The 18921-nt window shown below is 52.4% G+C and carries 32 protein-coding genes and 1 pseudogene; 31 read left to right on the forward strand and 2 right to left on the reverse strand.

Annotated elements, in window-relative coordinates:
- The 28 genes and pseudogenes from H142_RS14730 to rplQ form a co-directional block, all read left to right on the forward strand.
- On the forward strand, positions 1–275 hold a 275-nt coding region (locus tag H142_RS14730), incomplete at its 5' end, for an EF-Tu C-terminal domain-related protein (RefSeq protein WP_017931335.1).
- 67 nt (positions 276–342) lie between these two features.
- Complete coding sequence (rpsJ, locus tag H142_RS0106665) at positions 343–657, forward strand: 30S ribosomal protein S10 (RefSeq protein ID WP_017931336.1); 315 nt, start codon at positions 343–345, stop codon at positions 655–657.
- Between the two features lies 1 nt (position 658).
- The gene (gene rplC / locus H142_RS0106670; RefSeq protein ID WP_026147850.1) at positions 659–1387 is read left to right on the forward strand and encodes a 50S ribosomal protein L3; all 729 of its coding nucleotides are present in this window, start codon (positions 659–661) and stop codon (positions 1385–1387) included.
- A gap of 2 nt (positions 1388–1389) precedes the next feature.
- Positions 1390–2010 (forward strand): 50S ribosomal protein L4, encoded by a 621-nt coding sequence (gene rplD / locus H142_RS0106675; protein WP_017931338.1) that lies wholly within the window; start codon positions 1390–1392, stop codon positions 2008–2010.
- Entirely contained in the window at positions 2007–2303 is a 297-nt protein-coding gene (locus H142_RS0106680) for a 50S ribosomal protein L23 (protein WP_017931339.1), read from the forward strand. The genes rplD and H142_RS0106680 overlap by 4 nt, the downstream gene beginning before the upstream one ends.
- Before the next feature lie 11 nt (positions 2304–2314).
- Positions 2315–3151, forward strand: a complete 837-nt coding sequence (gene rplB / locus H142_RS0106685) for a 50S ribosomal protein L2 (RefSeq protein ID WP_017931340.1) — start codon at positions 2315–2317, stop codon at positions 3149–3151.
- Positions 3152–3159: 8 nt separating this feature from the next.
- Entirely contained in the window at positions 3160–3438 is a 279-nt protein-coding gene (rpsS, locus tag H142_RS0106690; protein WP_017931341.1) for a 30S ribosomal protein S19, read from the forward strand.
- 3 nt (positions 3439–3441) lie between these two features.
- Positions 3442–3822 (forward strand): 50S ribosomal protein L22, encoded by a 381-nt coding sequence (gene rplV / locus H142_RS0106695; RefSeq protein ID WP_017931342.1) that lies wholly within the window; start codon positions 3442–3444, stop codon positions 3820–3822.
- Positions 3822–4544 carry a 30S ribosomal protein S3 gene (gene rpsC / locus H142_RS0106700; RefSeq protein WP_017931343.1) on the forward strand — a complete coding sequence of 241 codons (723 nt, stop codon included), beginning with the start codon at positions 3822–3824 and terminating at the stop codon, positions 4542–4544. The genes rplV and rpsC overlap by 1 nt, the downstream gene beginning before the upstream one ends.
- A gap of 14 nt (positions 4545–4558) precedes the next feature.
- Positions 4559–4972 carry a 50S ribosomal protein L16 gene (gene rplP / locus H142_RS0106705; protein ID WP_017931344.1) on the forward strand — a complete coding sequence of 138 codons (414 nt, stop codon included), beginning with the start codon at positions 4559–4561 and terminating at the stop codon, positions 4970–4972.
- Positions 4973–4995: 23 nt separating this feature from the next.
- Positions 4996–5193: a 50S ribosomal protein L29 gene (rpmC, locus tag H142_RS0106710; protein ID WP_026147851.1), complete on the forward strand. Its 198-nt coding sequence runs from the start codon at positions 4996–4998 to the stop codon at positions 5191–5193.
- A 9-nt stretch (positions 5194–5202) separates the two neighbouring features.
- Positions 5203–5433 carry a 30S ribosomal protein S17 gene (gene rpsQ, locus H142_RS0106715; RefSeq protein ID WP_017931346.1) on the forward strand — a complete coding sequence of 77 codons (231 nt, stop codon included), beginning with the start codon at positions 5203–5205 and terminating at the stop codon, positions 5431–5433.
- 41 nt (positions 5434–5474) lie between these two features.
- The gene (rplN, locus tag H142_RS0106720) at positions 5475–5858 is read left to right on the forward strand and encodes a 50S ribosomal protein L14 (RefSeq protein ID WP_017931347.1); all 384 of its coding nucleotides are present in this window, start codon (positions 5475–5477) and stop codon (positions 5856–5858) included.
- Between the two features lie 2 nt (positions 5859–5860).
- Positions 5861–6181, forward strand: coding sequence for a 50S ribosomal protein L24 (gene rplX / locus H142_RS0106725; RefSeq protein ID WP_017931348.1), 321 nt, complete (start codon positions 5861–5863; stop codon positions 6179–6181).
- Positions 6174–6728, forward strand: coding sequence for a 50S ribosomal protein L5 (gene rplE, locus H142_RS0106730; RefSeq protein WP_017931349.1), 555 nt, complete (start codon positions 6174–6176; stop codon positions 6726–6728). The genes rplX and rplE overlap by 8 nt, the downstream gene beginning before the upstream one ends.
- A 76-nt stretch (positions 6729–6804) precedes the next feature.
- Positions 6805–7110: a 30S ribosomal protein S14 gene (gene rpsN, locus H142_RS0106735; protein WP_017931350.1), complete on the forward strand. Its 306-nt coding sequence runs from the start codon at positions 6805–6807 to the stop codon at positions 7108–7110.
- Positions 7111–7120: 10 nt separating this feature from the next.
- The gene (rpsH, locus tag H142_RS0106740) at positions 7121–7516 is read left to right on the forward strand and encodes a 30S ribosomal protein S8 (RefSeq protein ID WP_017931351.1); all 396 of its coding nucleotides are present in this window, start codon (positions 7121–7123) and stop codon (positions 7514–7516) included.
- 9 nt (positions 7517–7525) lie between these two features.
- Complete coding sequence (rplF, locus tag H142_RS0106745) at positions 7526–8059, forward strand: 50S ribosomal protein L6 (RefSeq protein ID WP_017931352.1); 534 nt, start codon at positions 7526–7528, stop codon at positions 8057–8059.
- Between the two features lie 4 nt (positions 8060–8063).
- On the forward strand, positions 8064–8405 hold the full coding sequence (rplR, locus tag H142_RS0106750; protein ID WP_017931353.1) for a 50S ribosomal protein L18: 342 nt from the start codon (positions 8064–8066) through the stop codon (positions 8403–8405).
- Between the two features lie 10 nt (positions 8406–8415).
- Positions 8416–8988 carry a 30S ribosomal protein S5 gene (gene rpsE / locus H142_RS0106755; RefSeq protein WP_017931354.1) on the forward strand — a complete coding sequence of 191 codons (573 nt, stop codon included), beginning with the start codon at positions 8416–8418 and terminating at the stop codon, positions 8986–8988.
- An 11-nt stretch (positions 8989–8999) separates the two neighbouring features.
- The gene (gene rpmD, locus H142_RS0106760) at positions 9000–9191 is read left to right on the forward strand and encodes a 50S ribosomal protein L30 (RefSeq protein WP_017931355.1); all 192 of its coding nucleotides are present in this window, start codon (positions 9000–9002) and stop codon (positions 9189–9191) included.
- A gap of 66 nt (positions 9192–9257) precedes the next feature.
- Positions 9258–9758, forward strand: a pseudogene (gene rplO / locus H142_RS17245) (50S ribosomal protein L15); the annotation flags it as partial.
- A gap of 385 nt (positions 9759–10143) precedes the next feature.
- Positions 10144–11508: a preprotein translocase subunit SecY gene (gene secY, locus H142_RS0106770; RefSeq protein WP_017931357.1), complete on the forward strand. Its 1365-nt coding sequence runs from the start codon at positions 10144–10146 to the stop codon at positions 11506–11508.
- A gap of 1 nt (position 11509) precedes the next feature.
- Positions 11510–12097 carry an adenylate kinase gene (locus tag H142_RS0106775; RefSeq protein WP_017931358.1) on the forward strand — a complete coding sequence of 196 codons (588 nt, stop codon included), beginning with the start codon at positions 11510–11512 and terminating at the stop codon, positions 12095–12097.
- Positions 12098–12277: 180 nt separating this feature from the next.
- A complete protein-coding gene (gene rpsM, locus H142_RS0106780; RefSeq protein ID WP_026147852.1) occupies positions 12278–12646 on the forward strand; it encodes a 30S ribosomal protein S13 in 369 nt (122 codons plus the stop codon).
- Positions 12647–12657: 11 nt separating this feature from the next.
- Positions 12658–13047 carry a 30S ribosomal protein S11 gene (rpsK, locus tag H142_RS0106785; protein WP_017931360.1) on the forward strand — a complete coding sequence of 130 codons (390 nt, stop codon included), beginning with the start codon at positions 12658–12660 and terminating at the stop codon, positions 13045–13047.
- A gap of 94 nt (positions 13048–13141) precedes the next feature.
- Entirely contained in the window at positions 13142–14158 is a 1017-nt protein-coding gene (locus H142_RS0106790; protein WP_017931361.1) for a DNA-directed RNA polymerase subunit alpha, read from the forward strand.
- A 30-nt stretch (positions 14159–14188) separates the two neighbouring features.
- Positions 14189–14608: a 50S ribosomal protein L17 gene (gene rplQ / locus H142_RS0106795; protein WP_017931362.1), complete on the forward strand. Its 420-nt coding sequence runs from the start codon at positions 14189–14191 to the stop codon at positions 14606–14608.
- A gap of 142 nt (positions 14609–14750) precedes the next feature.
- Here the strand turns inward: rplQ and H142_RS0106800 are convergent, their stop codons facing one another.
- Positions 14751–15920, reverse strand: a complete 1170-nt coding sequence (locus H142_RS0106800; RefSeq protein WP_017931363.1) for an isovaleryl-CoA dehydrogenase — start codon at positions 15918–15920, stop codon at positions 14751–14753.
- Between the two features lie 280 nt (positions 15921–16200).
- Here H142_RS0106800 and H142_RS0106805 point away from each other — a divergent pair, with 280 nt between their 5' ends.
- From H142_RS0106805 to H142_RS16235, 3 genes are all read left to right on the forward strand, one after another.
- Entirely contained in the window at positions 16201–16815 is a 615-nt protein-coding gene (locus H142_RS0106805) for a hypothetical protein (protein ID WP_017931364.1), read from the forward strand.
- Between the two features lie 83 nt (positions 16816–16898).
- Positions 16899–17303, forward strand: a complete 405-nt coding sequence (rbfA, locus tag H142_RS0106810; RefSeq protein WP_026147854.1) for a 30S ribosome-binding factor RbfA — start codon at positions 16899–16901, stop codon at positions 17301–17303.
- Between the two features lie 29 nt (positions 17304–17332).
- Entirely contained in the window at positions 17333–17722 is a 390-nt protein-coding gene (locus H142_RS16235; RefSeq protein WP_026147855.1) for an avidin/streptavidin family protein, read from the forward strand.
- A 7-nt stretch (positions 17723–17729) separates the two neighbouring features.
- Here H142_RS16235 and dnaJ read toward each other — a convergent pair whose 3' ends face one another.
- Positions 17730–18878 (reverse strand): molecular chaperone DnaJ, encoded by a 1149-nt coding sequence (gene dnaJ, locus H142_RS0106820; protein ID WP_017931367.1) that lies wholly within the window; start codon positions 18876–18878, stop codon positions 17730–17732.
- Between the last annotated feature and the right edge of the window lie 43 nt (positions 18879–18921).

The following is an 18921-nucleotide window of genomic DNA, read 5'->3' on the forward strand; positions in this document are numbered from 1 at the left end:
AGTTTGTGGGTGAGGCTTATGTCCTGACCAAAGACGAAGGCGGCCGTCATACGCCGTTCTTCAACAATTACCGTCCGCAGTTTTACTTCCGTACGACTGATGTGACCGGTGTTGTGACATTGAACGAAGGCACGGAAATGGTTATGCCGGGCGACAACGTCAATATTAATGTCGAACTGATCGTCCCGATCGCGATGGAAGAGAAGCTGCGCTTCGCTATCCGTGAAGGCGGACGCACCGTCGGCGCCGGCGTCGTGTCAAAAATTATTGAGTAATAAGCCGGGCCGCACAGGCTGATCTGTGCGGCTCTTTTAATGCCCGCGAAACATTCGGACTGAAGTTATGGAACGTCAAAATATCCGCATCCGGCTAAAAGCCTTTGATCACCGCATTCTGGATCACTCCACTGCGGAAATCGTCAATACGGCTAAGCGTACTGGTGCAAATGTGCGCGGGCCAATCCCGCTGCCGACACGCATCGAGAAGTTCACTGTGAACCGCTCGCCGCATGTGAACAAAAAATCGCGCGAGCAATTCGAGATTCGTACGCATAAGCGTATGCTCGATATCGTTGATCCAACACCCCAGACCGTGGACGCGCTGATGAAGCTCGACCTCGCTGCCGGTGTTGATGTTGAAATTAAGCTGGGAGCCTAAGATGCGCACCGGATTAATCGCTAAAAAACTCGGCATGACCCGCGTGTTTGATGACACCGGTTCCCATGTCCCGGTTACGGTTCTGTCACTCGAAGAGTGCCAGGTCGTGGCTCATAAAACACAAGAGCGTGACGGCTACAGCGCTGTCCAGCTCGGCGCGGGTAATGCCAAGCCCAAAAATGTGGCCAAGGCTGAGCGTGAGCGCTTTGCTAAAGCGTCAGTTGTGCCGAAGAAGAAAATCAAAGAGTTTCGCGTTGACGCAGACAATATGATTGAGGTCGGCGCGACAATGTCTGCGGAGCATTTTGTTCCCGGGCAAAAAATTGACGCGGCTGCGACATCTAACGGTAAAGGTTTTGCCGGTGCGATGAAGCGTTGGAACTTTGGCGGCCTACGCGCCACCCATGGTGTATCCATCTCTCATCGTAGCCACGGCTCTACCGGTCAGTGTCAGGATCCGGGCAAGGTTTTTAAAGGTAAGAAAATGGCCGGCCATATGGGCGCGCGCCGTATTACAACGCAAAATCTTGAAATTGTTCGCGTTGATGCGGATGGCGGTCTGGTTCTGGTCAAGGGCGCTGTTCCTGGATCAAAAGGATCTTGGGTAGAGCTTCGTGACGCCGTAAAGGGTACGAAAGCCACCGATTTGCCGACGCCGGGCGCGTTTAAAGCTGCCGGTTCTAAAGCCGAAGCGAAAGCCGCTCCTGCTAAATCAGGCGAGGAAGAATAGTCATGAAATGTGATATCACAAAACTTGATGGCAAAACGTCCGGGTCTGTTGACCTAGATGATGCTATCTTCGGCTTGGAGCCGCGCAAGGATATCCTGCACCGTATGGTCCGCTATCAATTGGCGAAACGTCAGCAGGGAACGCATCAAGTGCAAGAGCGCGGTGATGTATCCAAAACAACCAAGCGTATTGGTAAACAAAAAGGCGGCGGTACGGCCCGTCACGGTAACGGATCTGTGTCGCAGTTCCGCGGGGGGGGTAAAGCCCACGGACCGCGCGTTCGCGATCATTCTTTTGATCTGCCGAAAAAAGTCCGCGCCCTGGCTATGAAGCATGCTCTGTCTGCCAAAGCCGGCGCAGGCGAGCTGATCATTGTTGATGACGTAACGCTTAAAGCGGCCAAAACATCTGACCTTGTTAAAGTGCTTGAAAAAATGGGCGTCTCTAACGGTCTAATCGTTGGCGGCCGTGAGCTGGATAGTAACCTATCTAAAGCCGCGCAAAACGTGAAAAATCTTGACGTTCTGCCAAGCCAAGGCGCGAATGTTTATGACATTCTTCGCCGTCACACACTGGTTCTTTCCAAAGAGGCCGTTGCTGATCTGGAGGCTCGACTAAAATGAGTATTGCCGCCCGCCATTATGACACCATCGTAGCTCCGGTTATTACCGAGAAAAGCTCGATCCTGTCTGAAAATAATCAAGTCGTTTTCGAGGTTGCCCGCAGCGCCACGAAAGCAGAGATCAAGGACGCTGTTGAGCAGTTGTTCAAAGTTAAAGTCACAGCCGTCAATACGCTCGTGACCAAAGGAAAGACCAAGCGATTCCGCGGCATTGCCGGGCGTCGCCGTGATGTCAAAAAAGCTGTTGTCACGCTTAAAGACGGCGACAGCATTGATATTGCGACCGGTCTGTAAGGAATTTAGTTATGGCCTTAAAGACATTTAATCCGACCTCGCCAAGCCGGCGCAACCTTGTTCAGGTTGACCGTAGCGGCTTGCATAAAGGTCGTCCTGAAAAGAGCCTGACTGAAGGCATTAGTAAAAACGGTGGCCGTAATAATATGGGCCGCATCACGGCCCGTCGCCAAGGCGGCGGTCATAAGCGTCTGTACCGGATCATCGACTTTAAACGGAACAGATTTGATATGCCGGCAACGGTTGAGCGTTTGGAATATGATCCAAACCGCACAGCCTTTATCGCGCTGATCAAATATGAAGACGGTCAAAAAGCTTATATTCTTGCTCCTCAGCGTCTGGATGTTGGCGATACTGTTATCAGTTCTAAATCAGCAGATGTGAAGCCGGGCAATACTATGCCGCTTCGCGCTATGCCGGTCGGTACGATTATCCATAATGTGGAAATGAAGCCGGGCAAAGGCGGGCAAATTGCACGCTCCGCCGGTGGATATGCACAGCTTGTAGGACGGGATTCTGGATATGCTCAGGTTCGCCTGAAGTCCGGAGAGCTTCGCGCCATTAATCAAGAATGTCTTGCAACTGTAGGTGCGGTCTCAAACCCGGATCACATGAACATCAATCTTGGTAAAGCCGGCCGCAAACGCTGGCTTGGTGTTCGCCCGTCAGTTCGCGGCGTTGCCATGAACCCGGTTGATCACCCGCATGGTGGTGGTGAAGGCCGGACATCCGGTGGCCGTCACCCTGTGACGCCATGGGGTAAGCCAACAAAGGGTAAGAAAACCCGCTCAAACAAGGCAACGGATAAATTTATCATCCGCTCACGCCACAAGAAGAAGAAACGGTAGGATTTAGTATGCCACGCAGTGTCTGGAAAGGTCCGTTTGTTGACGGGTACCTCCTTAAAAAAGCCGCCGCTTCGCGCGATTCAGGTCGCAAGCAGGCGATTAAAACTTGGTCTCGCCGTAGCACGATCATGCCGAATTTTGTCGGTTTGACGTTTCAGGTTCATAATGGACAAAAATTCATACCCGTTCTCGTGACCGAGGACATGGTGGGGCATAAATTCGGTGAGTTTTCACCGACCCGCACCTATTACGGTCACACTTCGGATAGAAAAACGAAGCGGAAGTAGACGATGTCAAAGACTAAAAATCCACGCCGCGTCGGTGAAAACGAAGCCATGGCAAAAACGCGCATGATTCGGATTAGCCCTCAAAAGCTGAATCTTGTTGCCCAAATGATCCGTGGCAAGAAAGCCGAGACTGCACTGAACGATCTGGCCTTTTCGCGTAAGCGGATTGCTGGCGACGTGCGCAATACTTTGCAAAGCGCGATCGCTAATGCTGAGAATAATCACGGCCTTGATATCGACAGCCTGATTGTTTCAGAAGCTTTTGTCGGCAAGAATTTGGTTATGAAGCGTTTCCGGGCACGTGCCCGTGGCCGCGGCGCCAAAATTCTTAAACCGTTTTCCGAGCTGACGATTATCGTCCGCGAAGTCGAGGAGGCCGCATAATGGGTCAGAAGATTAATCCAATCGGCCTGCGCCTTGGTATTAACCGCACTTGGGAATCCAAGTGGTATGCCAATACGTCAGAATATGGCGAACTGCTGCACCAAGACCTGAAAATCCGGGACTTTCTGCAAACAGAGCTGAAGCAAGCCAGCGTCTCATCTATCATTATTGAGCGCCCACATAAAAAATGCCGCGTCACAATTTACACGGCGCGTCCGGGTGTTGTGATCGGTAAAAAAGGCGGAGACATTGAAAAGCTTCGTAAAAAGCTGATGACGATGGTTGATGGTGAAGTATTCCTCAATCTTGTTGAAGTGCGTAAGCCTGAGGTTGACGCCACTTTGGTCGCTGACGGAATAGCGCAGCAGCTTGAGCGCCGCGTCTCTTTCCGCCGCGCCATGAAGCGCGCGCTGCAAAGCGCGATGCGCATGGGTGCCAAAGGCTGTAAAATTAAACTGGGCGGCCGTCTCGGCGGCGCTGAAATTGCCCGCGTAGAACAGTATCAGGAAGGCTCCGTGCCTCTACATACACTGCGCGCTAACATTGATTATGGCGTTGCACGCGCTATGACCACCATGGGAATTATCGGTATTAAAGTCTGGATCAATAAAGGCGAGATCATGGAACATGATCCGTCTGCACGCGAACGTCTGATGAATAGTCAAAATGACGAGCGCGGCGGACGGGGCGACCGTGACCGTCGTCCGGCCCGCGCGAGCTAGAAGGTATTTAAGTCATGATGCAACCGAAACGGACGAAGTTCCGCAAAGCACATAAAGGCCGGATCAAAGGCGTCGCTAAAGGCGGCACTGATCTGAACTTTGGATCTTTTGGCCTCAAGGCTTTGGAGCCTGAGCGTGTGACTGCGCGTCAAATCGAGGCCACGCGCCGTGCGATTACGCGTCACATGAAAAGGGCCGGTCGTGTCTGGATCCGCATCTTCCCTGATGTGCCCGTCACAAAAAAGCCAACCGAAGTCCGGATGGGTAAAGGTAAGGGTTCTGTCGAGTTTTGGGCCTGTAAGGTCAAGCCCGGCCGGATCATGTTTGAAATTGACGGCGTAACTGAAGCAGTTGCCCGCGAGGCGCTTCGCCTCGGCGCAGCTAAACTGCCCGTTAAATGTAAAGTCGTCACCCGTCCGGGTGAATAGGAGAGGCGGTCATGAGTAAAGAAATGAAAGCCGTTGATGTACGCGCTATGAGCGAAGATCAGTTGAATGACGAGCTGTTAAAGCTGAAAAAAGAGCAGTTTAATCTGCGTTTTCAGCAAGCAACCGGTCAGCTGGAAAAAACATCACGCGTGAAAACTGTTCGCCGCGATATTGCGCGGGTCAAAACAATTATGCGCGAGAGCGCTAAAGCCAAAGCGTAAGAGGGCGATATGCCAAGACGAATTCTACAGGGCACCGTGGTGTCAGACAAAGGCGACAAGACAGTTGTCGTGCGCGTGGAGCGGACTTATCTGCATCCACTGCTCAAGAAAACTGTGCGCCGGTCAAAGAAATACCATGCCCATGACGAGGGCAATGTTGTGAAAATGGGTGAGCAGGTTTCCATTCAGGAATGCCCGCCTCGCTCTAAGTTGAAACGCTGGGAAGTTGTTGCCGGGTAATCCGCAGCTGACTTTTCCGCCTATTTTTTAAGAGGTCTGATATGATTCAGATGCAATCCAATCTTGATGTCGCCGATAATTCCGGCGCGCGCCGCGTGCAGTGCATTAAAGTGCTGGGCGGCGCCAAGCGTCGCTACGCCCATGTCGGTGATTTGATCGTGGTTTCGATCAAAGAAGCGATCCCGCGCGGCCGTGTCAAAAAAGGCGAAGTGCGTAAAGCTGTTGTCGTTCGCGTCCGTAAGGACATTCAGCGTCGCGACGGTTCCGTCATTCGCTTTGACAGCAATGCAGCCGTTATCGTGAATGATAAAGGCGAGCCGCTTGGAACGCGTATCTTTGGCCCCGTGCCGCGCGAGCTTCGCGCGAAATCAACGCCGAAGAAAAATCTGATGAAAATCGTTTCTCTGGCTCCGGAGGTTCTGTAGTCATGGCTGCTAAGATTAAAAAAGGCGACCACGTCATCGTGATTGCCGGTAAAGACAAGGGTAAAAAAGGCGAAGTTTCTCGCGTTATCCCGTCTGCCGATAAAATTATTGTTTCCGGCGTTAATGTCGTCACACGTCATGTGAAGCCGACACAAGCAGATCCGGATGGCGGCATTCGCCGCTTCGAAGGCGCGATCCACGTTTCTAACGTGGCCGCCATCGACCCGAAAGACAGCACACCGACTCGCGTGGGTTTCAAAACCCTCAAAGACGGCAAAAAAGTCCGTGTTGCTAAGAAATCAGGAGAGGTCCTCGATGTCTAAGCCTTATGAGCCCCGCCTAGCGGCCAAATATCGTGAGTCCATCCGTAAAACGATGCAGGATAAATTTGGCTACACGAACGAGATGCAAATTCCGGCGATTGAGAAAGTCGTATTGAATATGGGTGTCGGCGAAGCTGTTGGTGACAGTAAAAAGATCAAATCTGCTATCGCGGATATGGAAGCAATCGCCGGTCAGAAACCTATTCCGACAATTGCCAAGAAATCCATTGCGGGCTTTAAGCTGCGCGAAGGCATGACGGTTGGCTGTAAAGTTACGCTTCGCGGCGACCGCATGTACGAATTCCTGGACCGTTTGGTCAATATCGCGCTGCCGCGCGTACGTGACTTTCGCGGATTGAATGTTAAGAGCTTTGACGGCAATGGTAATTATGCCATGGGTATCAAAGACCAAACTATCTTCCCGGAAATTAATTACGATCAGATCGAAGCGATCTGGGGTATGGATGTTGTAGTTGCGACTACAGCGAAAACTGATGACGAAGCAAAGGCACTGTTGGCCGAGTTTGACTTCCCCTTCCCGAAGTAACGGAAAGCGAAGCAAATTTACGCAGCAGGTCAAGCAGACCCCGCAATGATGCGCGGTCTCGCAATTGGAGAAAGAAATGGCAAAAGTCAGTGCAGTTGAGCGCAATAAGAAGCGCCAACGTCTTGTTAAAAAATATGCAGCCAAGCGCGCAGAGCTGAAAGCAACAGCGCGCAATACTGAGCTGCCGGTCGAGGAGCGCTTTGCAGCCCAGCTTAAGCTGGCCGAGCTTCCCCGCAACAGCGCGCCGATCCGCGTTCGCAATCGCTGCGAAGTGTCAGGACGTCCGCGCGGTTATTACCGTAAAATGAAAATGTCCCGGATCGCTCTTCGTGAGCTTGGCTCTTCTGGCCTGATTCCGGGTCTTGTGAAATCTAGCTGGTAAGGAGGCTCTAATGTCATTTTCAGATCCCCTTGGTGATATGCTAACACGCATCCGGAACTCCTTGTTGCGCGGCAAATCCAAATGTATCACGCCGGCGTCTAAATTGCGCGGCCGTGTATTGAATGTTCTAGCCGACGAAGGCTATATTCGCGGCTATAGCGAAGTTGAGAAAGATGGTTTTGCCTCTTTTGAGATTGACCTTAAATATTTCGAAGGCAGCCCCGTCATTCGCGAAATTACGCGCGTCTCGAAACCGGGCCGCCGTGTCTATTCATCCGTAAAAAGCCTTCCGCAGATCCGCAACGGTCTCGGCATCGCGATCCTCTCTACGCCATCCGGCGTAATGAGCGACCACGCGGCGCGCGAGAACAATGTGGGCGGCGAAGTCCTTTGCAAAGTTTCATAGGGAGGTTTTATGTCACGTATTGGTAAAAAGCCTGTCGAAATTCCATCCGGCGTTACGTTGACCCAAAAGGGTCAACTTGTATCCGTTAAAGGCACAAAGGGCGAGCTGTCCTTTAAATTGCCTGATTCGGTTTCCGGTAAATTGGACGGCAATGAGTTCACTGTTACGCCGATTGTTGCCGATAATACCGGCCGGTCAATGTGGGGCATGTGTCGCACAATGATCGCTAACATGATCCAAGGTGTTACGAACGGTTATAAGAAAGAACTTGAGCTGCAGGGCGTGGGTTACCGCGCGCAAATGAAGGGCAATACGCTCTCCATGCAATTAGGTTTTTCGCATGATATTAATTTCGATGCGCCTGAAGGCATCACAATCGAGGCTCCAAAGCCTACTCAAGTGATTGTTTCAGGCATCGATAAACAGGCCGTAGGTCAAACTGCTGCGAAAATTCGCGAGTTCCGCAAACCCGAGCCCTATAAAGGCAAAGGCGTGCGTTATCTCGGTGAATATGTTCGCCGCAAAGAAGGTAAGAAGAAGTAGAGCGATGAGTACTGCAAGCACAAAACGCCGCGCCCAGCGCGTCCGCCGCCGTTTGAAAAAGAACGCGCAGGGACGCCCGCGCCTATCTGTTTACCGTAGCCACAAAAACATCTCCGCACAGATTATTGACGATCTGAACGGCGTGACTTTGGCCTCGGCTTCCACACTGGAAGGCAAGGACAAAGGGTCCGACAAAGATGCCGCAATCAAAATCGGCAAGTTAATTGCCGAGCGTGCTCTTAAAGCTGATGTCAAAGACGTTATCTTTGACCGCGGCGGTTATTTGTTCCACGGCCGGGTGAAAGCTCTGGCAGATGCGGCTCGCGAAGCCGGTCTTAAGTTCTAGGAGAGCTGTTATGGCAAGAGACGATAATAGAGGCCGTGGTCGCAAACGCGAAGACGAAACTCCTGAATTTATTGACCGTTTGGTTCACATTAACCGCGTCGCTAAAACCGTAAAAGGTGGACGCCGTATGGGTTTTGCCGCTTTGGTCGTTGTCGGTGATGAAAAAGGCCGCGTCGGCTTCGGTAAGGGTAAAGCCCGCGAAGTTCCCGAGGCGATCCGCAAGGCGACTGAAGAAGCTAAGAAGACCATGATTCGCGTCCCATTGCGTGAAGGCCGTACATTGCATCATGATACACGGGGCCGTCACGGCGCCGGTAAAGTGATCATGCGCGCTGCGCCTCCCGGTACCGGTGTTATCTCCGGTGGCCCAATGCGCGCTGTCATGGAATGCCTCGGCGTTCAGGACGTCGTTGCCAAATCATTGGGGACATCCAACCCGTATAACATGATCCGCGCGACCTTTGACGGTCTAAAGCGCATGGAAAGCCCCCGCACGATTGCCGCCAAACGCGGCAAGAAAGTCGGCGAGCTTGTTACACGCCGCGACGACGGAGCCTCTGCTCCTGAAGCGCTCGAAGCCTAGAAAGAATTATCATGGCCGCGAAAAAGAAAACATTGAAAGTCAAGCAGACCGGTTCGCCGATCCGCCGCCCTGCCGATCAACTGGCAACCCTTAAAGGTCTTGGTCTGAATAAAGTCGGCCGGGTCCGCGAGCTTGAGGACACGCCGTCAGTGCGCGGCATGGTCTCCAAGGTCAGCCATATGGTGCAGATCGTTAGTGAATAACGGTCGCCCCTTTTATTTATACTGCGCCGTCCCATATCAAGGTGACGCGGCGCTACGGAGATAAAGATGCGTTTGAATGAATTAGCCGATAATGCCGGCGCGACACAAAAGCCTACCCGCGTTGGACGCGGTATCGGTTCAGGTAAGGGCAAAACAGGCGGCCGTGGTGTCAAAGGTCAAAAGTCACGTTCCGGCGTGGCCATTAAAGGCTTTGAAGGCGGACAAATGCCGATCCATATGCGCCTTCCAAAGCGCGGCTTTAACAAGCCAAACCGTTTGAAGCTCACTGAGCTGACGATCCGTCGTCTGCAGCAAGCTATCGATGCAGGCGTATTGCCTAAGGGTGAGCTTGACGCGGCTGCATTGGTTTCCGCTGGCGTTATCCGCCGCGGTCTTCACGGCGTACGCGTTATTGGTGGCGGCGAACTGTCTTCAGCGTTAAAACTGAAAGTGCGCGGCATTACTAAGGGCGCGCAAGCGATCATCGAAAAAGCCGGTGGTAGCGTACAGGTTATCGAAGAAGTTCCTGCGAAGCCTGAGAAAACTGCGAAGCCAGCGAAAAAAGCGGCTAAGGCAGAGCCTGCCGCCAAAAAGCCTGCCGCCAAAAAAGCACCGGCTAAGAAAGCTGAAGCTAAGCCTGCTGCTGATAAGAAAACACCTGCCAAAAAAGCACCGGCCAAAAAAGCCGCTGCTAAAGATGGTAAAGGCGACGATCTGACGAAAATCAGTGGCGTTGGCCCCGTCTTTGCTAAGCGCCTTAACGGCGAAGGCGTTATGACATATGCAGATATTGCCGGATTGACTAAAGCCCGCATTGCCGAGCTGGACGAAAAACTCGATCTCAAGAATAATATCGAAAATGATGATTGGCCCGCTCAAGCGAAAGCTTTGATGGGCAAGTAAAATAATCGCCCCGTAGGCCACCTACGGGGCAATTTATTAAGGTATACTTATGGCATCGGCATCAGAACAGCTGGCATCGAATATGAATCTGGGGGCCTTTGGTAAAGCCAAAGACCTGCAGCAGCGTATCTTGTTCACTCTGTTCGTGTTGATCATTTACCGCCTCGGTACATTTGTTCCTGTTCCCGGTATCAACCTTGCCGCTTACGCCGATACTTTTGCCTCCGCATCGGGTGGTCTTTTAGACCGTGCTAATATGTTCTCCGGCGGCGCAGTTGAGCGTATGGCGGTTTTTGCGCTCAATGTTATGCCGTATATTACGGCATCGATTGTGATGCAGATGATGAAAAAGACTGTACCGTCACTGGTCGCGCTTGATAAAGATGGCGGGCAGCAAGGCCGTCAGCAAATCAATCAATATACACGCTATCTAACCGTTTTCCTGGCGCTTTTTCAGGCTTACGGCATTGCCCGCTTGCTTGAAGCGCAAGACGTTGTCATCAATCCCGGCCTGTTCTTCCAAGTCACCTGTGTCGTGACGCTTGTTGGCGGGACCATGTTCCTGATGTGGCTGGGCGAGCAGATCACGGCGCGCGGCGTTGGTAACGGCGTCTCGCTAATCATTTTCGCCGGTATTGTGGCCGAGCTTCCTCGTGCGATTTACCAGACGATTGGTCTGGGCAGTAGCGGACAAATCCCGACCTCTTTGGTTGTTGTTGTGCTGGGCATGGCCATTGCCCTGACATTGCTGATTGTATTTGTCGAGCGCGCACAGCGCCGCCTCCTTGTGCAGTACCCCAAGCGACAAATGGCGGGTGGTAAACAGTTTGGCGGTCAAAACAGCTTCCTGCCGCTCAAGATCAATACCGCCGGTGTTATCCCGCCCATTTTCGCAAGTTCGCTCTTGCTCCTCCCTGCGACGGCCGGGCAGATGTTGTCGGGCGGCGGAGCCGATGGCGGGGATCCCGGCATGCTTCAAACCGCTATGGCCTTTATCGGTTACGGTTCGCCGCTCTATTTGACACTTTACGGCGTTCTCGTGATTTTCTTCTGCTTCTTCTATACAAGCTTCGTCTTTGACAGTGAGCAGGTTGCCGACAATCTTCGCAAACAGGGCGGCTTTCTGCCCGGCATCCGTCCCGGCGTACGGACGCAGCAATATCTGGATTATGTGTTAAACCGCCTGACGCTGATTGGCGCGCTCTATGTGGCTTTCGTTTGTGTCCTTCCCGAATATCTCATTTCCCAGAATCAAGAAATTCCCCCGAGTGTCGGCATGTTGATTGGCGGGATGAGTCTGTTGATTATCGTGTCCGTGACAATTGATACGGTCACGCAAATACAAAGCCATCTGATCGCCCATCAATATGAAGGCCTGATCAAGAAAAGCAAAATGCGCCGGAGACAGCGCTAAGATGGTCTTTAATCTTATTCTTTTTGGCCCGCCTGCTGCAGGAAAGGGCACGCAGGCCAAACGGCTTGTTACGGATTGCGGCTTTGTGCAGCTCTCCACCGGAGATATGCTACGCGCGGCCCGCAAATCCGGATCAGAACTTGGCAAGCGCGTCGCTGGCATTATGGATAGCGGCGCATTGGTCAGTGACGAGGTTGTCATTGCCCTGATTGAAGAGCAGCTGGCTGAGCATAAAAGTGCTGCGGGCTTTATCTTTGACGGATTTCCACGCACAGTGGCTCAGGCCGTTGCGCTCGATTCCATGCTCGCTAAACGCGGGCAAGCTGTAGACAGTGTCATTCGACTGGTCGTCGAAGATGAAGCCATATTGACACGTATCGGAAAGCGTTTCGAGCAAGAAGGGCGCAAGGATGATAATCCGGCGACTTTCGCCAAGCGCCTCGCCGCTTATAATGAACAAACTGCGCCGCTGCTGCCCTTCTATACGGCGCAGGGCAAATTAAACGAAGTCAATGGCATGGTCTCTATCGAAACCGTGTCGAAGCAGATTGACCGGGTCCTCGGGGCCCACAAAACCGGACGGGCTTAGGCTCGTCTTAAATGTGCGTTTGATAACGTGAAGGACAGCTTATCTGCCTTCACGCTGTTGACGTTAGTGAAGTTGAGTATATAAGACGCGTTCGCGAAAATGGTCATTTTCGCCCTTTTTATTTGGGCGGACCCCAAATGGGATAGGCCAAGAATTGCGTCATTGTGCAAGGAGATTATTGTGGCACGCATTGCGGGTGTTAACATACCAACCAATAAACGCGTATTGATTGCGCTGACTTATATCCACGGCATCGGTTCGGCCAAAGCGCGCGAGATCGTTGACGCTGTGAACATTTCGGACGACCGCCGGGTTCAAGATCTGTCGGATGCAGAGATTCTGCAAATCCGTGAGCAGATCGACGGCAACCATATGGTTGAGGGTGATTTGCGCCGCGAAGTTGGCGGCAATATCAAACGCCTGATGGATATGGGTAATTACCGGGGTTTGCGTCACCGCCGCGGCCTGCCTGTGCGCGGTCAGCGTACGCATACCAATGCGCGTACGCGTAAAGGTCCGGCCAAAGCAATCGCCGGCAAGAAGAAATAGGATAGTCCGTTATGGCTAAAGAACCAGGTCGCGTCCGCCGCGCCAATCGCAAGAACATCAGCTCCGGTATTGCGCATATCAATGCCACTTTTAACAATACCATTATTACGGTTACTGATGCACAGGGTAACACTATTGCTTGGTGTTCAGCCGGCGCGATGGGTTTCAAAGGTAGCCGTAAGTCTACACCATATGCGGCGCAGGTTGCGGCCGAAGAAGCGGCGCGTAAAGCGGCGGAACACGGCATGCAAACCATAGAAGTGAATGTGACCGGTCCCGGTTCAGGCCGTGAGAGCGCCGTGCGCGCCCTTGGCGCTGCGGGTTTTACTGTCACAACAATTCGCGACGTTACGCCTATTCCGCATAATGGCTGCCGTCCACCCAAACGCCGCCGCGTATAATTTACGCATGGCGTAATCGGCGCGTTTATCGCGGCGATATTTAAGATTATTTTCGCGCCCGCATGACGGGCGCATCGCTATAAGAGGCACAACCGTGATTGAAAAAAACTGGCAAGAACTTATTCGCCCCATGAATCCGGAAATTACGCCCGGTCGTGATCCGATCCGCTTGGCGACTGTAACAGCTGAGCCGCTGGAACGCGGTTTTGGTATGACGCTTGGTAATGCGCTTCGTCGTGTTCTACTGTCATCTCTCCAAGGCGCTGCAGTCACCGCCGTCCAAATCGACGGTATTGTTCACGAATTTACGTCCATTCCTGGCGTTCTTGAAGATGTCACAAACATCATCCTGAACTTCAAAGGTCTGGCTGTGCGTTTGCATACTGAAGGTCCGGTCAAGCTGCTGTTGAAAAAAGACACAGCGGGCCCCGTCACAGGCGCCGATATTGAAGAAACGGCTGATGTCGAGGTTCTAAACCCCGAGCACGTCCTATGTACTTTGGACGAGGGCGCGAACGTCCGTATGGAACTGACCGTTTCAACCGGGAAAGGTTATGTCTCCGCGGCGGATAACCGTCCTGAAGACGCGCCGATCGGCCTGATTTCTATTGATGCGCTATACAGCCCGGTTAAACGGGTCGCGTATCGAGTCGAAAACACACGTGAAGGCCAGGTTCTGGACTATGACAAATTGATCATGGACATCGAAACCAATGGCGCGGTTACGCCTGAAGATGCGATCGCAGTTGCGGCGCGTATTTTGCAAGACCAGTTCCAGGTTTTCGTCAACTTCGACGATCCACAGGACAGCAAACGCGAAGATGACAAGCCCGAGCTTGATTTCAACCCTGCACTTCTGCGTAAGGTCGACGAGCTTGAACTGTCCGTCCGTTCAGCGAACTGCCTGAAAAACGACAATATCGTTTATATTGGCGACCTGATCCAAAAATCAGAAGCCGAAATGCTGCGCACGCCGAACTTTGGCCGCAAATCATTGAACGAGATTAAAGAAGTGCTCGCCGCTATGGGTCTGCATCTGGGCATGGACGCCCCGAACTGGCCACCGGAAAATATCGAAGAGCTTGCCAAGAAATATGACGACCGCATTTAGGTTGCCCGAATAATTTAAGAGGATACAGCTATGCGCCATCGCATTGCCCACCGCAAACTTAACAAAACAGCCAGCCACCGTAAGGCTATGTTTGCTAATATGAGCTCCAGCCTGATTGAGCACGAACAAATCGTGACGACCCTGCCTAAAGCTAAAGAACTGCGCCCCTTCGTTGAGAAGCTGGTAACGCTTGCTAAAAAAGGCGATCTGAACAGCCGCCGCATCGCGATTGCCCGCACCCGCAATGTCGAGATGAGTAAGAAATTATTCGACGTTATCGGCCCGCGTTACAAAGAACGTAATGGCGGTTACATTCGCGTGCTTAAAGCCGGCTACCGCTTTGGTGATAACGCGCCAATGGCTGTTATCGAATTTGTTGACCGTGATGTTGACGCCAAAGGCGCCATTGATCACGCCCGTACAGCAGAAAATGAAACTGCTGAAGCGTAGTCTTTTTCAAAATATTGAATAAAAAGCCCCGGCCGGATATTCTCTGGCCGGGTTTTTTATGTGTCGTATGACGTGTCCAGAGGATATGGACTATTGGGCCTATGGCAACCGGCTCCCGACCCATAAGCAAGAACGTAAGGCGCTATCTCGTTTCAGCAAACAGCTCCCGGCCAATAAGCCAGCGGCGGATCTCGGATGTCCCCGCGCCGATTTCCATCAGTTTGGCATCCCGCCATAACCGTCCAGTCGGATAATCATTGATATAGCCATTACCGCCTAACATTTGGATCGCATCGCTGGCCATTTGGGTGGCTTTTTCGGCGGCATAGAGTATGCATCCCGCGGCGTCTTTACGCGTCGTCTCGCCGCGATCACAAGCCGCCGCGACGGCGTATGTGTAGGACCGCGCCGTCGATAGTGACACATACATATCGGCCAGCTTGCCCTGCATAAGCTGGAACTCACCAATGGCTTTGCCAAATTGTTTGCGCTCGTGAATATAGGGCAGCACAACGTCAAGGCAGGCCTGCATTATCCCGAGCGAAACACCGGAGAGCACAACGCGCTCATAGTCCAAACCGCTCATCAATATTTCGACGCCTTGGCCGGGCTTGCCGACCATGTTCTCTTCGGGGACTTCGCAGTCCTCAAACACCAATTCGCAAGTGTCAGAACCGCGCATGCCTAATTTATCGAGCTTTTGCGCAGTCGAATAACCTTTCATATCCGGCGTGATCAAAAACGCACTTATGCCGCGGCTACCCGCTTCCATATCGGTTTTGGCATAGACCAGCAGCACATCCGCCGTCGGGGCATTAGTGATCCACATCTTATTGCCATTGAGGACATAACCGCCCTGAACGCCTTCGGCGCGCAGCCGCATCGAGACGACGTCAGATCCTGCGCCCGGCTCGCTCATAGCAAGACTGCCTAAATGCTCGCCGCTCACGAGGCCCGGGAGATGTTTTGCTTTTTGCTCGGCAGTGCCCCAACGGCGGAGCTGATTGATGCATAGATTGCTGTGTGCGCCGTAAGACAGGCCCAGGGAGGCACTGGCCCGGCTCACTTCTTCAATGGCAATCGTATGCGCCAAATAGCCGAGGCCCGATCCTCCGTCTTCCTCGTCAACGGTAAGGCCATGCAAGCCCAGCTCGCCCATCATCGGCCATAAATAGCGCGGAAATTCATTGTCTTTATCCATCTGCGCGGCGATAGGCGCAATGTGATCGCGCGCAAAGGCGGCCACGGTTTCGCGGATCATACCGATCTCTTCGCTATGGCCGTATTTCAGTGTGGGATAAGTGGTCGTCATGGGATGTCCTGATAAAATGTAACTGTGTATTTCATAGATTAGCACGCAGGGCAAAATCTTGTTTTCTTTCGCTCGCTCGCACGCCGCGGTAGCGTTAGACTTAAATTTACTTGGGTCACAAGACTGTTTAGGCGCAGTATTAATAAAACATATTCTGGCAATAAATGCATTTGCGGCGTAATAATATGGCGGATTGCGATTTTAAAATTTTTAGAAATGTCTTGTTAATAAGTTTTTGACTCTATAGTTTTGCTAAATCACAATAATTTTTGGGGCCTTCATGAAAAAACTTATTTTAATCGTCATTGTCATAGCATTAGCTGTCGGCGCATATTTTTTCTTAACCGGAGATGATATGCCTAGCCTATCTAATGAAAATGGCCGGGTCGCGAAGATAGTGCCCGAGCCGGAGCCAATGCAAGAACCGTTACCGGAGCCTGCTGTGCTGCATTCTGCGGATCAAATTGTATCGTCGAAAAACCCTAAAGTTAATGATATCAAAGGACGATTCTGGAAAATGACCGGTGTGTCCACTGAAGGCTATCAGGAAAATATGACATTCCAGGATGCGGGCAATACCTTTTTTGTCGTTTACGTGAGTAGGAATGGAGAAAATTCATACATTTTAAACAGCCCGGCGAACGTGCAGGCTCGCGGTGTAATAAATACTGTAACGTCTTGCGCTGATAAAGAAGAGAATGAAAATGGTAACGCAATTGCTGATACGGTTGGCCCCTGCATTCAAATTCAATCTGTTGCCAATGACACTCTTGTTTTAGAATTTACTGACCAAAGTGGTCTTGTCGGGCAATATAAACGTGTTACGGGCGAAGAGGCCAAAGGATATCAGGCCGTTGTTGACGCATATGAAGCGAAGCAAAGTGTACCGAATTAAAACGCACAGACGATAACGCATAGGATCACCTTGTTTTTATAAGACTGCGCCTTTAAATGCGCAGTCTAAATAAGGACAGTTTAATGCCGACAAAAGCCAAAGGGCCATCGCAGCGTCAACTTCGCGCCGGAGAACTCGTGCGCCGCGTGCTGGTTGAAATTCTCGCCGGAGCTTCATTACGCGATCCTGCGCTGCAGGGCGTGTCTATCACAATTACCGAAGTGCGCACCTCTCCGGATTTAAAACACGCCACCGTATATTGCGCACCTCTTATGGGCACGTCGGGTGTGGATATGGAGGACGTTATTGCAGGGCTCAAACGCAGTTCCTCATTTTTGCGTGGACGTCTGGGCCGTGAAATGGAAACCAAATTTACCCCGCGCCTGCATTTTCTCGCTGATACGACATTTGACACGGCTAGCGAAATGAACGCTCTGCTGTCACAACCTGCTGTGAAGCGGGATTTAAGGCGAGGTGAAGAAGAGTGAGACTTTTCCGTCTAACAGCTCTCACGCTCATGATTTCAGCCTGCGCGAGCGCTCAAACGGTTGATAAAACGGATATGTTTTCGGGCGCGTGGAAAAATGATCGGGGCTCGCATGTTGTTATTAAGAATAATGACGGGCTGCTCAGCGGATATTATCAGACCAATTTGGGAGAGCCGGATAAGTCCGCGATGTTTCCGCTTACCGGATTTGCGCAAGGTGACCAGATTGCCTTTACAGTCAATTTCAAAGGCTATGGCTCTATGACGAGCTGGACCGGACAGCTAACCGAAGACGAAAACGGGCCTTATATCCGCACGCTTTGGAATTTGACGCGCGACATTGCCGACGAAGAAGAGCCGGATGACATGTGGAACTCCATAACCGCCGGGGCGAGTGATTTTCGGCCCTCTGGCGAGTAGCTGCGAGTTACTCCGTCAATTCATCCCAAAAGCGTTTGGCTTTATCGAGGAAGCTGGAATGCTCGGGGCTGATACTGTCGCCACCTTCACGGGCAAATTCTTCTAAGATTTCGCGCTGTTTGGTCGACATATTAGACGGAGTCTCCACGCCCAATTCGACATACATATCACCGCGGCTCTGACTGCGCAGAACGCTCATGCCTTTACCGCGCAGACGCATACGGCGGCCTGATTGACTGCCCGCCGGGATTTTAACCTTGGTGCGGCCGCCATCGATAAGCGGGATTTCAACATCCCCGCCCAGCGCGGCTGATGTCATGGGAACCGGCGCGTGGCAGAACAGGTTCGGCCCTTCGCGCTCGAATATTTCATGGGGCTGCACAGAGACAAAGAGGTAAAGATCGCCGCGTGCGCCCTCGCCTTTAGCGGGGGCATCGCCTTCACCGGTCAGACGGATGCGTGTGCCGTCTTCGACGCCGGCGGGAACGGATACTGTCAGATCGCGATTAATGCGTTCCTGCCCTGTGCCGTCACATGTGCGGCAGGGATCAGTAACATATTCGCCTTGGCCACCACATTTAGGGCAGGGGCGCTCCATCTGGAAAAACCCCTGCTGCATCCGCACGCGTCCAATACCTCCGCATGTGCCGCAGCTCTCGACTTGCGCGCCTTCGGCAGCGCCGGTGCCTTCGCAGCTATGGCAGGCCTCTTTAACAGGAACAGATATTTCCAGTTCTTTGCCGGAAAAGGCCTCGGAGAGCGAGATTTCAACTTCGTAGCGTAGATCTGCGCCACGGGCTTGGCGCTGACCGCCGCGTCCGCCGCCAAACATATCGGAAAATCCGCCACTACCACCGCCTGCGCCGCCGAAAATCTGGCTGAAAATGTCGCCGAAGTCTTGGAAACCGCCTGCGCCGCCGCCCCGCCCGCCTTCAAATGCGGCATGGCCCATACGGTCATAGGCCGCGCGCTTTTGGTCATCTGAGAGGATGCCGTAAGCTTCATTGAGGTCTTTGAATCGCGTTTCCGCGCCGGGATCATCGGGGTGCCGGTCCGGGTGGCATTCCATCGCCTTGCGGCGGAATGCACTTTTTAATGTCTTGGAATCGGCGTCTTTGGATACGCCCAGAATTTCATAATAATCGCGCTTGGCCATAGTCGCCTCTTAAAAAACACCCGGCACAAGGCCGGGTGTTTGA

Origin of the sequence: Robiginitomaculum antarcticum DSM 21748, assembly GCF_000365025.1 — a bacterium.
Taxonomy (GTDB): Bacteria; Pseudomonadota; Alphaproteobacteria; order Caulobacterales; family Maricaulaceae; genus Robiginitomaculum; species Robiginitomaculum antarcticum.

Coding starts and splice junctions, on each gene's coding strand:
- rpsJ (WP_017931336.1), top strand. CDS start 343: ATGGAACGTCAAAATATCCGCATCCGGCTAAAAGCCTTTGATCACCGC.
- rplC (WP_026147850.1), top strand. CDS start 659: ATGCGCACCGGATTAATCGCTAAAAAACTCGGCATGACCCGCGTGTTT.
- rplD (WP_017931338.1), top strand. CDS start 1,390: ATGAAATGTGATATCACAAAACTTGATGGCAAAACGTCCGGGTCTGTT.
- H142_RS0106680 (WP_017931339.1), top strand. CDS start 2,007: ATGAGTATTGCCGCCCGCCATTATGACACCATCGTAGCTCCGGTTATT.
- rplB (WP_017931340.1), top strand. CDS start 2,315: ATGGCCTTAAAGACATTTAATCCGACCTCGCCAAGCCGGCGCAACCTT.
- rpsS (WP_017931341.1), top strand. CDS start 3,160: ATGCCACGCAGTGTCTGGAAAGGTCCGTTTGTTGACGGGTACCTCCTT.
- rplV (WP_017931342.1), top strand. CDS start 3,442: ATGTCAAAGACTAAAAATCCACGCCGCGTCGGTGAAAACGAAGCCATG.
- rpsC (WP_017931343.1), top strand. CDS start 3,822: ATGGGTCAGAAGATTAATCCAATCGGCCTGCGCCTTGGTATTAACCGC.
- rplP (WP_017931344.1), top strand. CDS start 4,559: ATGATGCAACCGAAACGGACGAAGTTCCGCAAAGCACATAAAGGCCGG.
- rpmC (WP_026147851.1), top strand. CDS start 4,996: ATGAAAGCCGTTGATGTACGCGCTATGAGCGAAGATCAGTTGAATGAC.
- rpsQ (WP_017931346.1), top strand. CDS start 5,203: ATGCCAAGACGAATTCTACAGGGCACCGTGGTGTCAGACAAAGGCGAC.
- rplN (WP_017931347.1), top strand. CDS start 5,475: ATGATTCAGATGCAATCCAATCTTGATGTCGCCGATAATTCCGGCGCG.
- rplX (WP_017931348.1), top strand. CDS start 5,861: ATGGCTGCTAAGATTAAAAAAGGCGACCACGTCATCGTGATTGCCGGT.
- rplE (WP_017931349.1), top strand. CDS start 6,174: ATGTCTAAGCCTTATGAGCCCCGCCTAGCGGCCAAATATCGTGAGTCC.
- rpsN (WP_017931350.1), top strand. CDS start 6,805: ATGGCAAAAGTCAGTGCAGTTGAGCGCAATAAGAAGCGCCAACGTCTT.
- rpsH (WP_017931351.1), top strand. CDS start 7,121: ATGTCATTTTCAGATCCCCTTGGTGATATGCTAACACGCATCCGGAAC.
- rplF (WP_017931352.1), top strand. CDS start 7,526: ATGTCACGTATTGGTAAAAAGCCTGTCGAAATTCCATCCGGCGTTACG.
- rplR (WP_017931353.1), top strand. CDS start 8,064: ATGAGTACTGCAAGCACAAAACGCCGCGCCCAGCGCGTCCGCCGCCGT.
- rpsE (WP_017931354.1), top strand. CDS start 8,416: ATGGCAAGAGACGATAATAGAGGCCGTGGTCGCAAACGCGAAGACGAA.
- rpmD (WP_017931355.1), top strand. CDS start 9,000: ATGGCCGCGAAAAAGAAAACATTGAAAGTCAAGCAGACCGGTTCGCCG.
- secY (WP_017931357.1), top strand. CDS start 10,144: ATGGCATCGGCATCAGAACAGCTGGCATCGAATATGAATCTGGGGGCC.
- H142_RS0106775 (WP_017931358.1), top strand. CDS start 11,510: ATGGTCTTTAATCTTATTCTTTTTGGCCCGCCTGCTGCAGGAAAGGGC.
- rpsK (WP_017931360.1), top strand. CDS start 12,658: ATGGCTAAAGAACCAGGTCGCGTCCGCCGCGCCAATCGCAAGAACATC.
- rplQ (WP_017931362.1), top strand. CDS start 14,189: ATGCGCCATCGCATTGCCCACCGCAAACTTAACAAAACAGCCAGCCAC.
- H142_RS0106800 (WP_017931363.1), bottom strand. CDS start 15,920: ATGACGACCACTTATCCCACACTGAAATACGGCCATAGCGAAGAGATC.
- H142_RS0106805 (WP_017931364.1), top strand. CDS start 16,201: ATGAAAAAACTTATTTTAATCGTCATTGTCATAGCATTAGCTGTCGGC.
- rbfA (WP_026147854.1), top strand. CDS start 16,899: ATGCCGACAAAAGCCAAAGGGCCATCGCAGCGTCAACTTCGCGCCGGA.
- H142_RS16235 (WP_026147855.1), top strand. CDS start 17,333: ATGATTTCAGCCTGCGCGAGCGCTCAAACGGTTGATAAAACGGATATG.
- dnaJ (WP_017931367.1), bottom strand. CDS start 18,878: ATGGCCAAGCGCGATTATTATGAAATTCTGGGCGTATCCAAAGACGCC.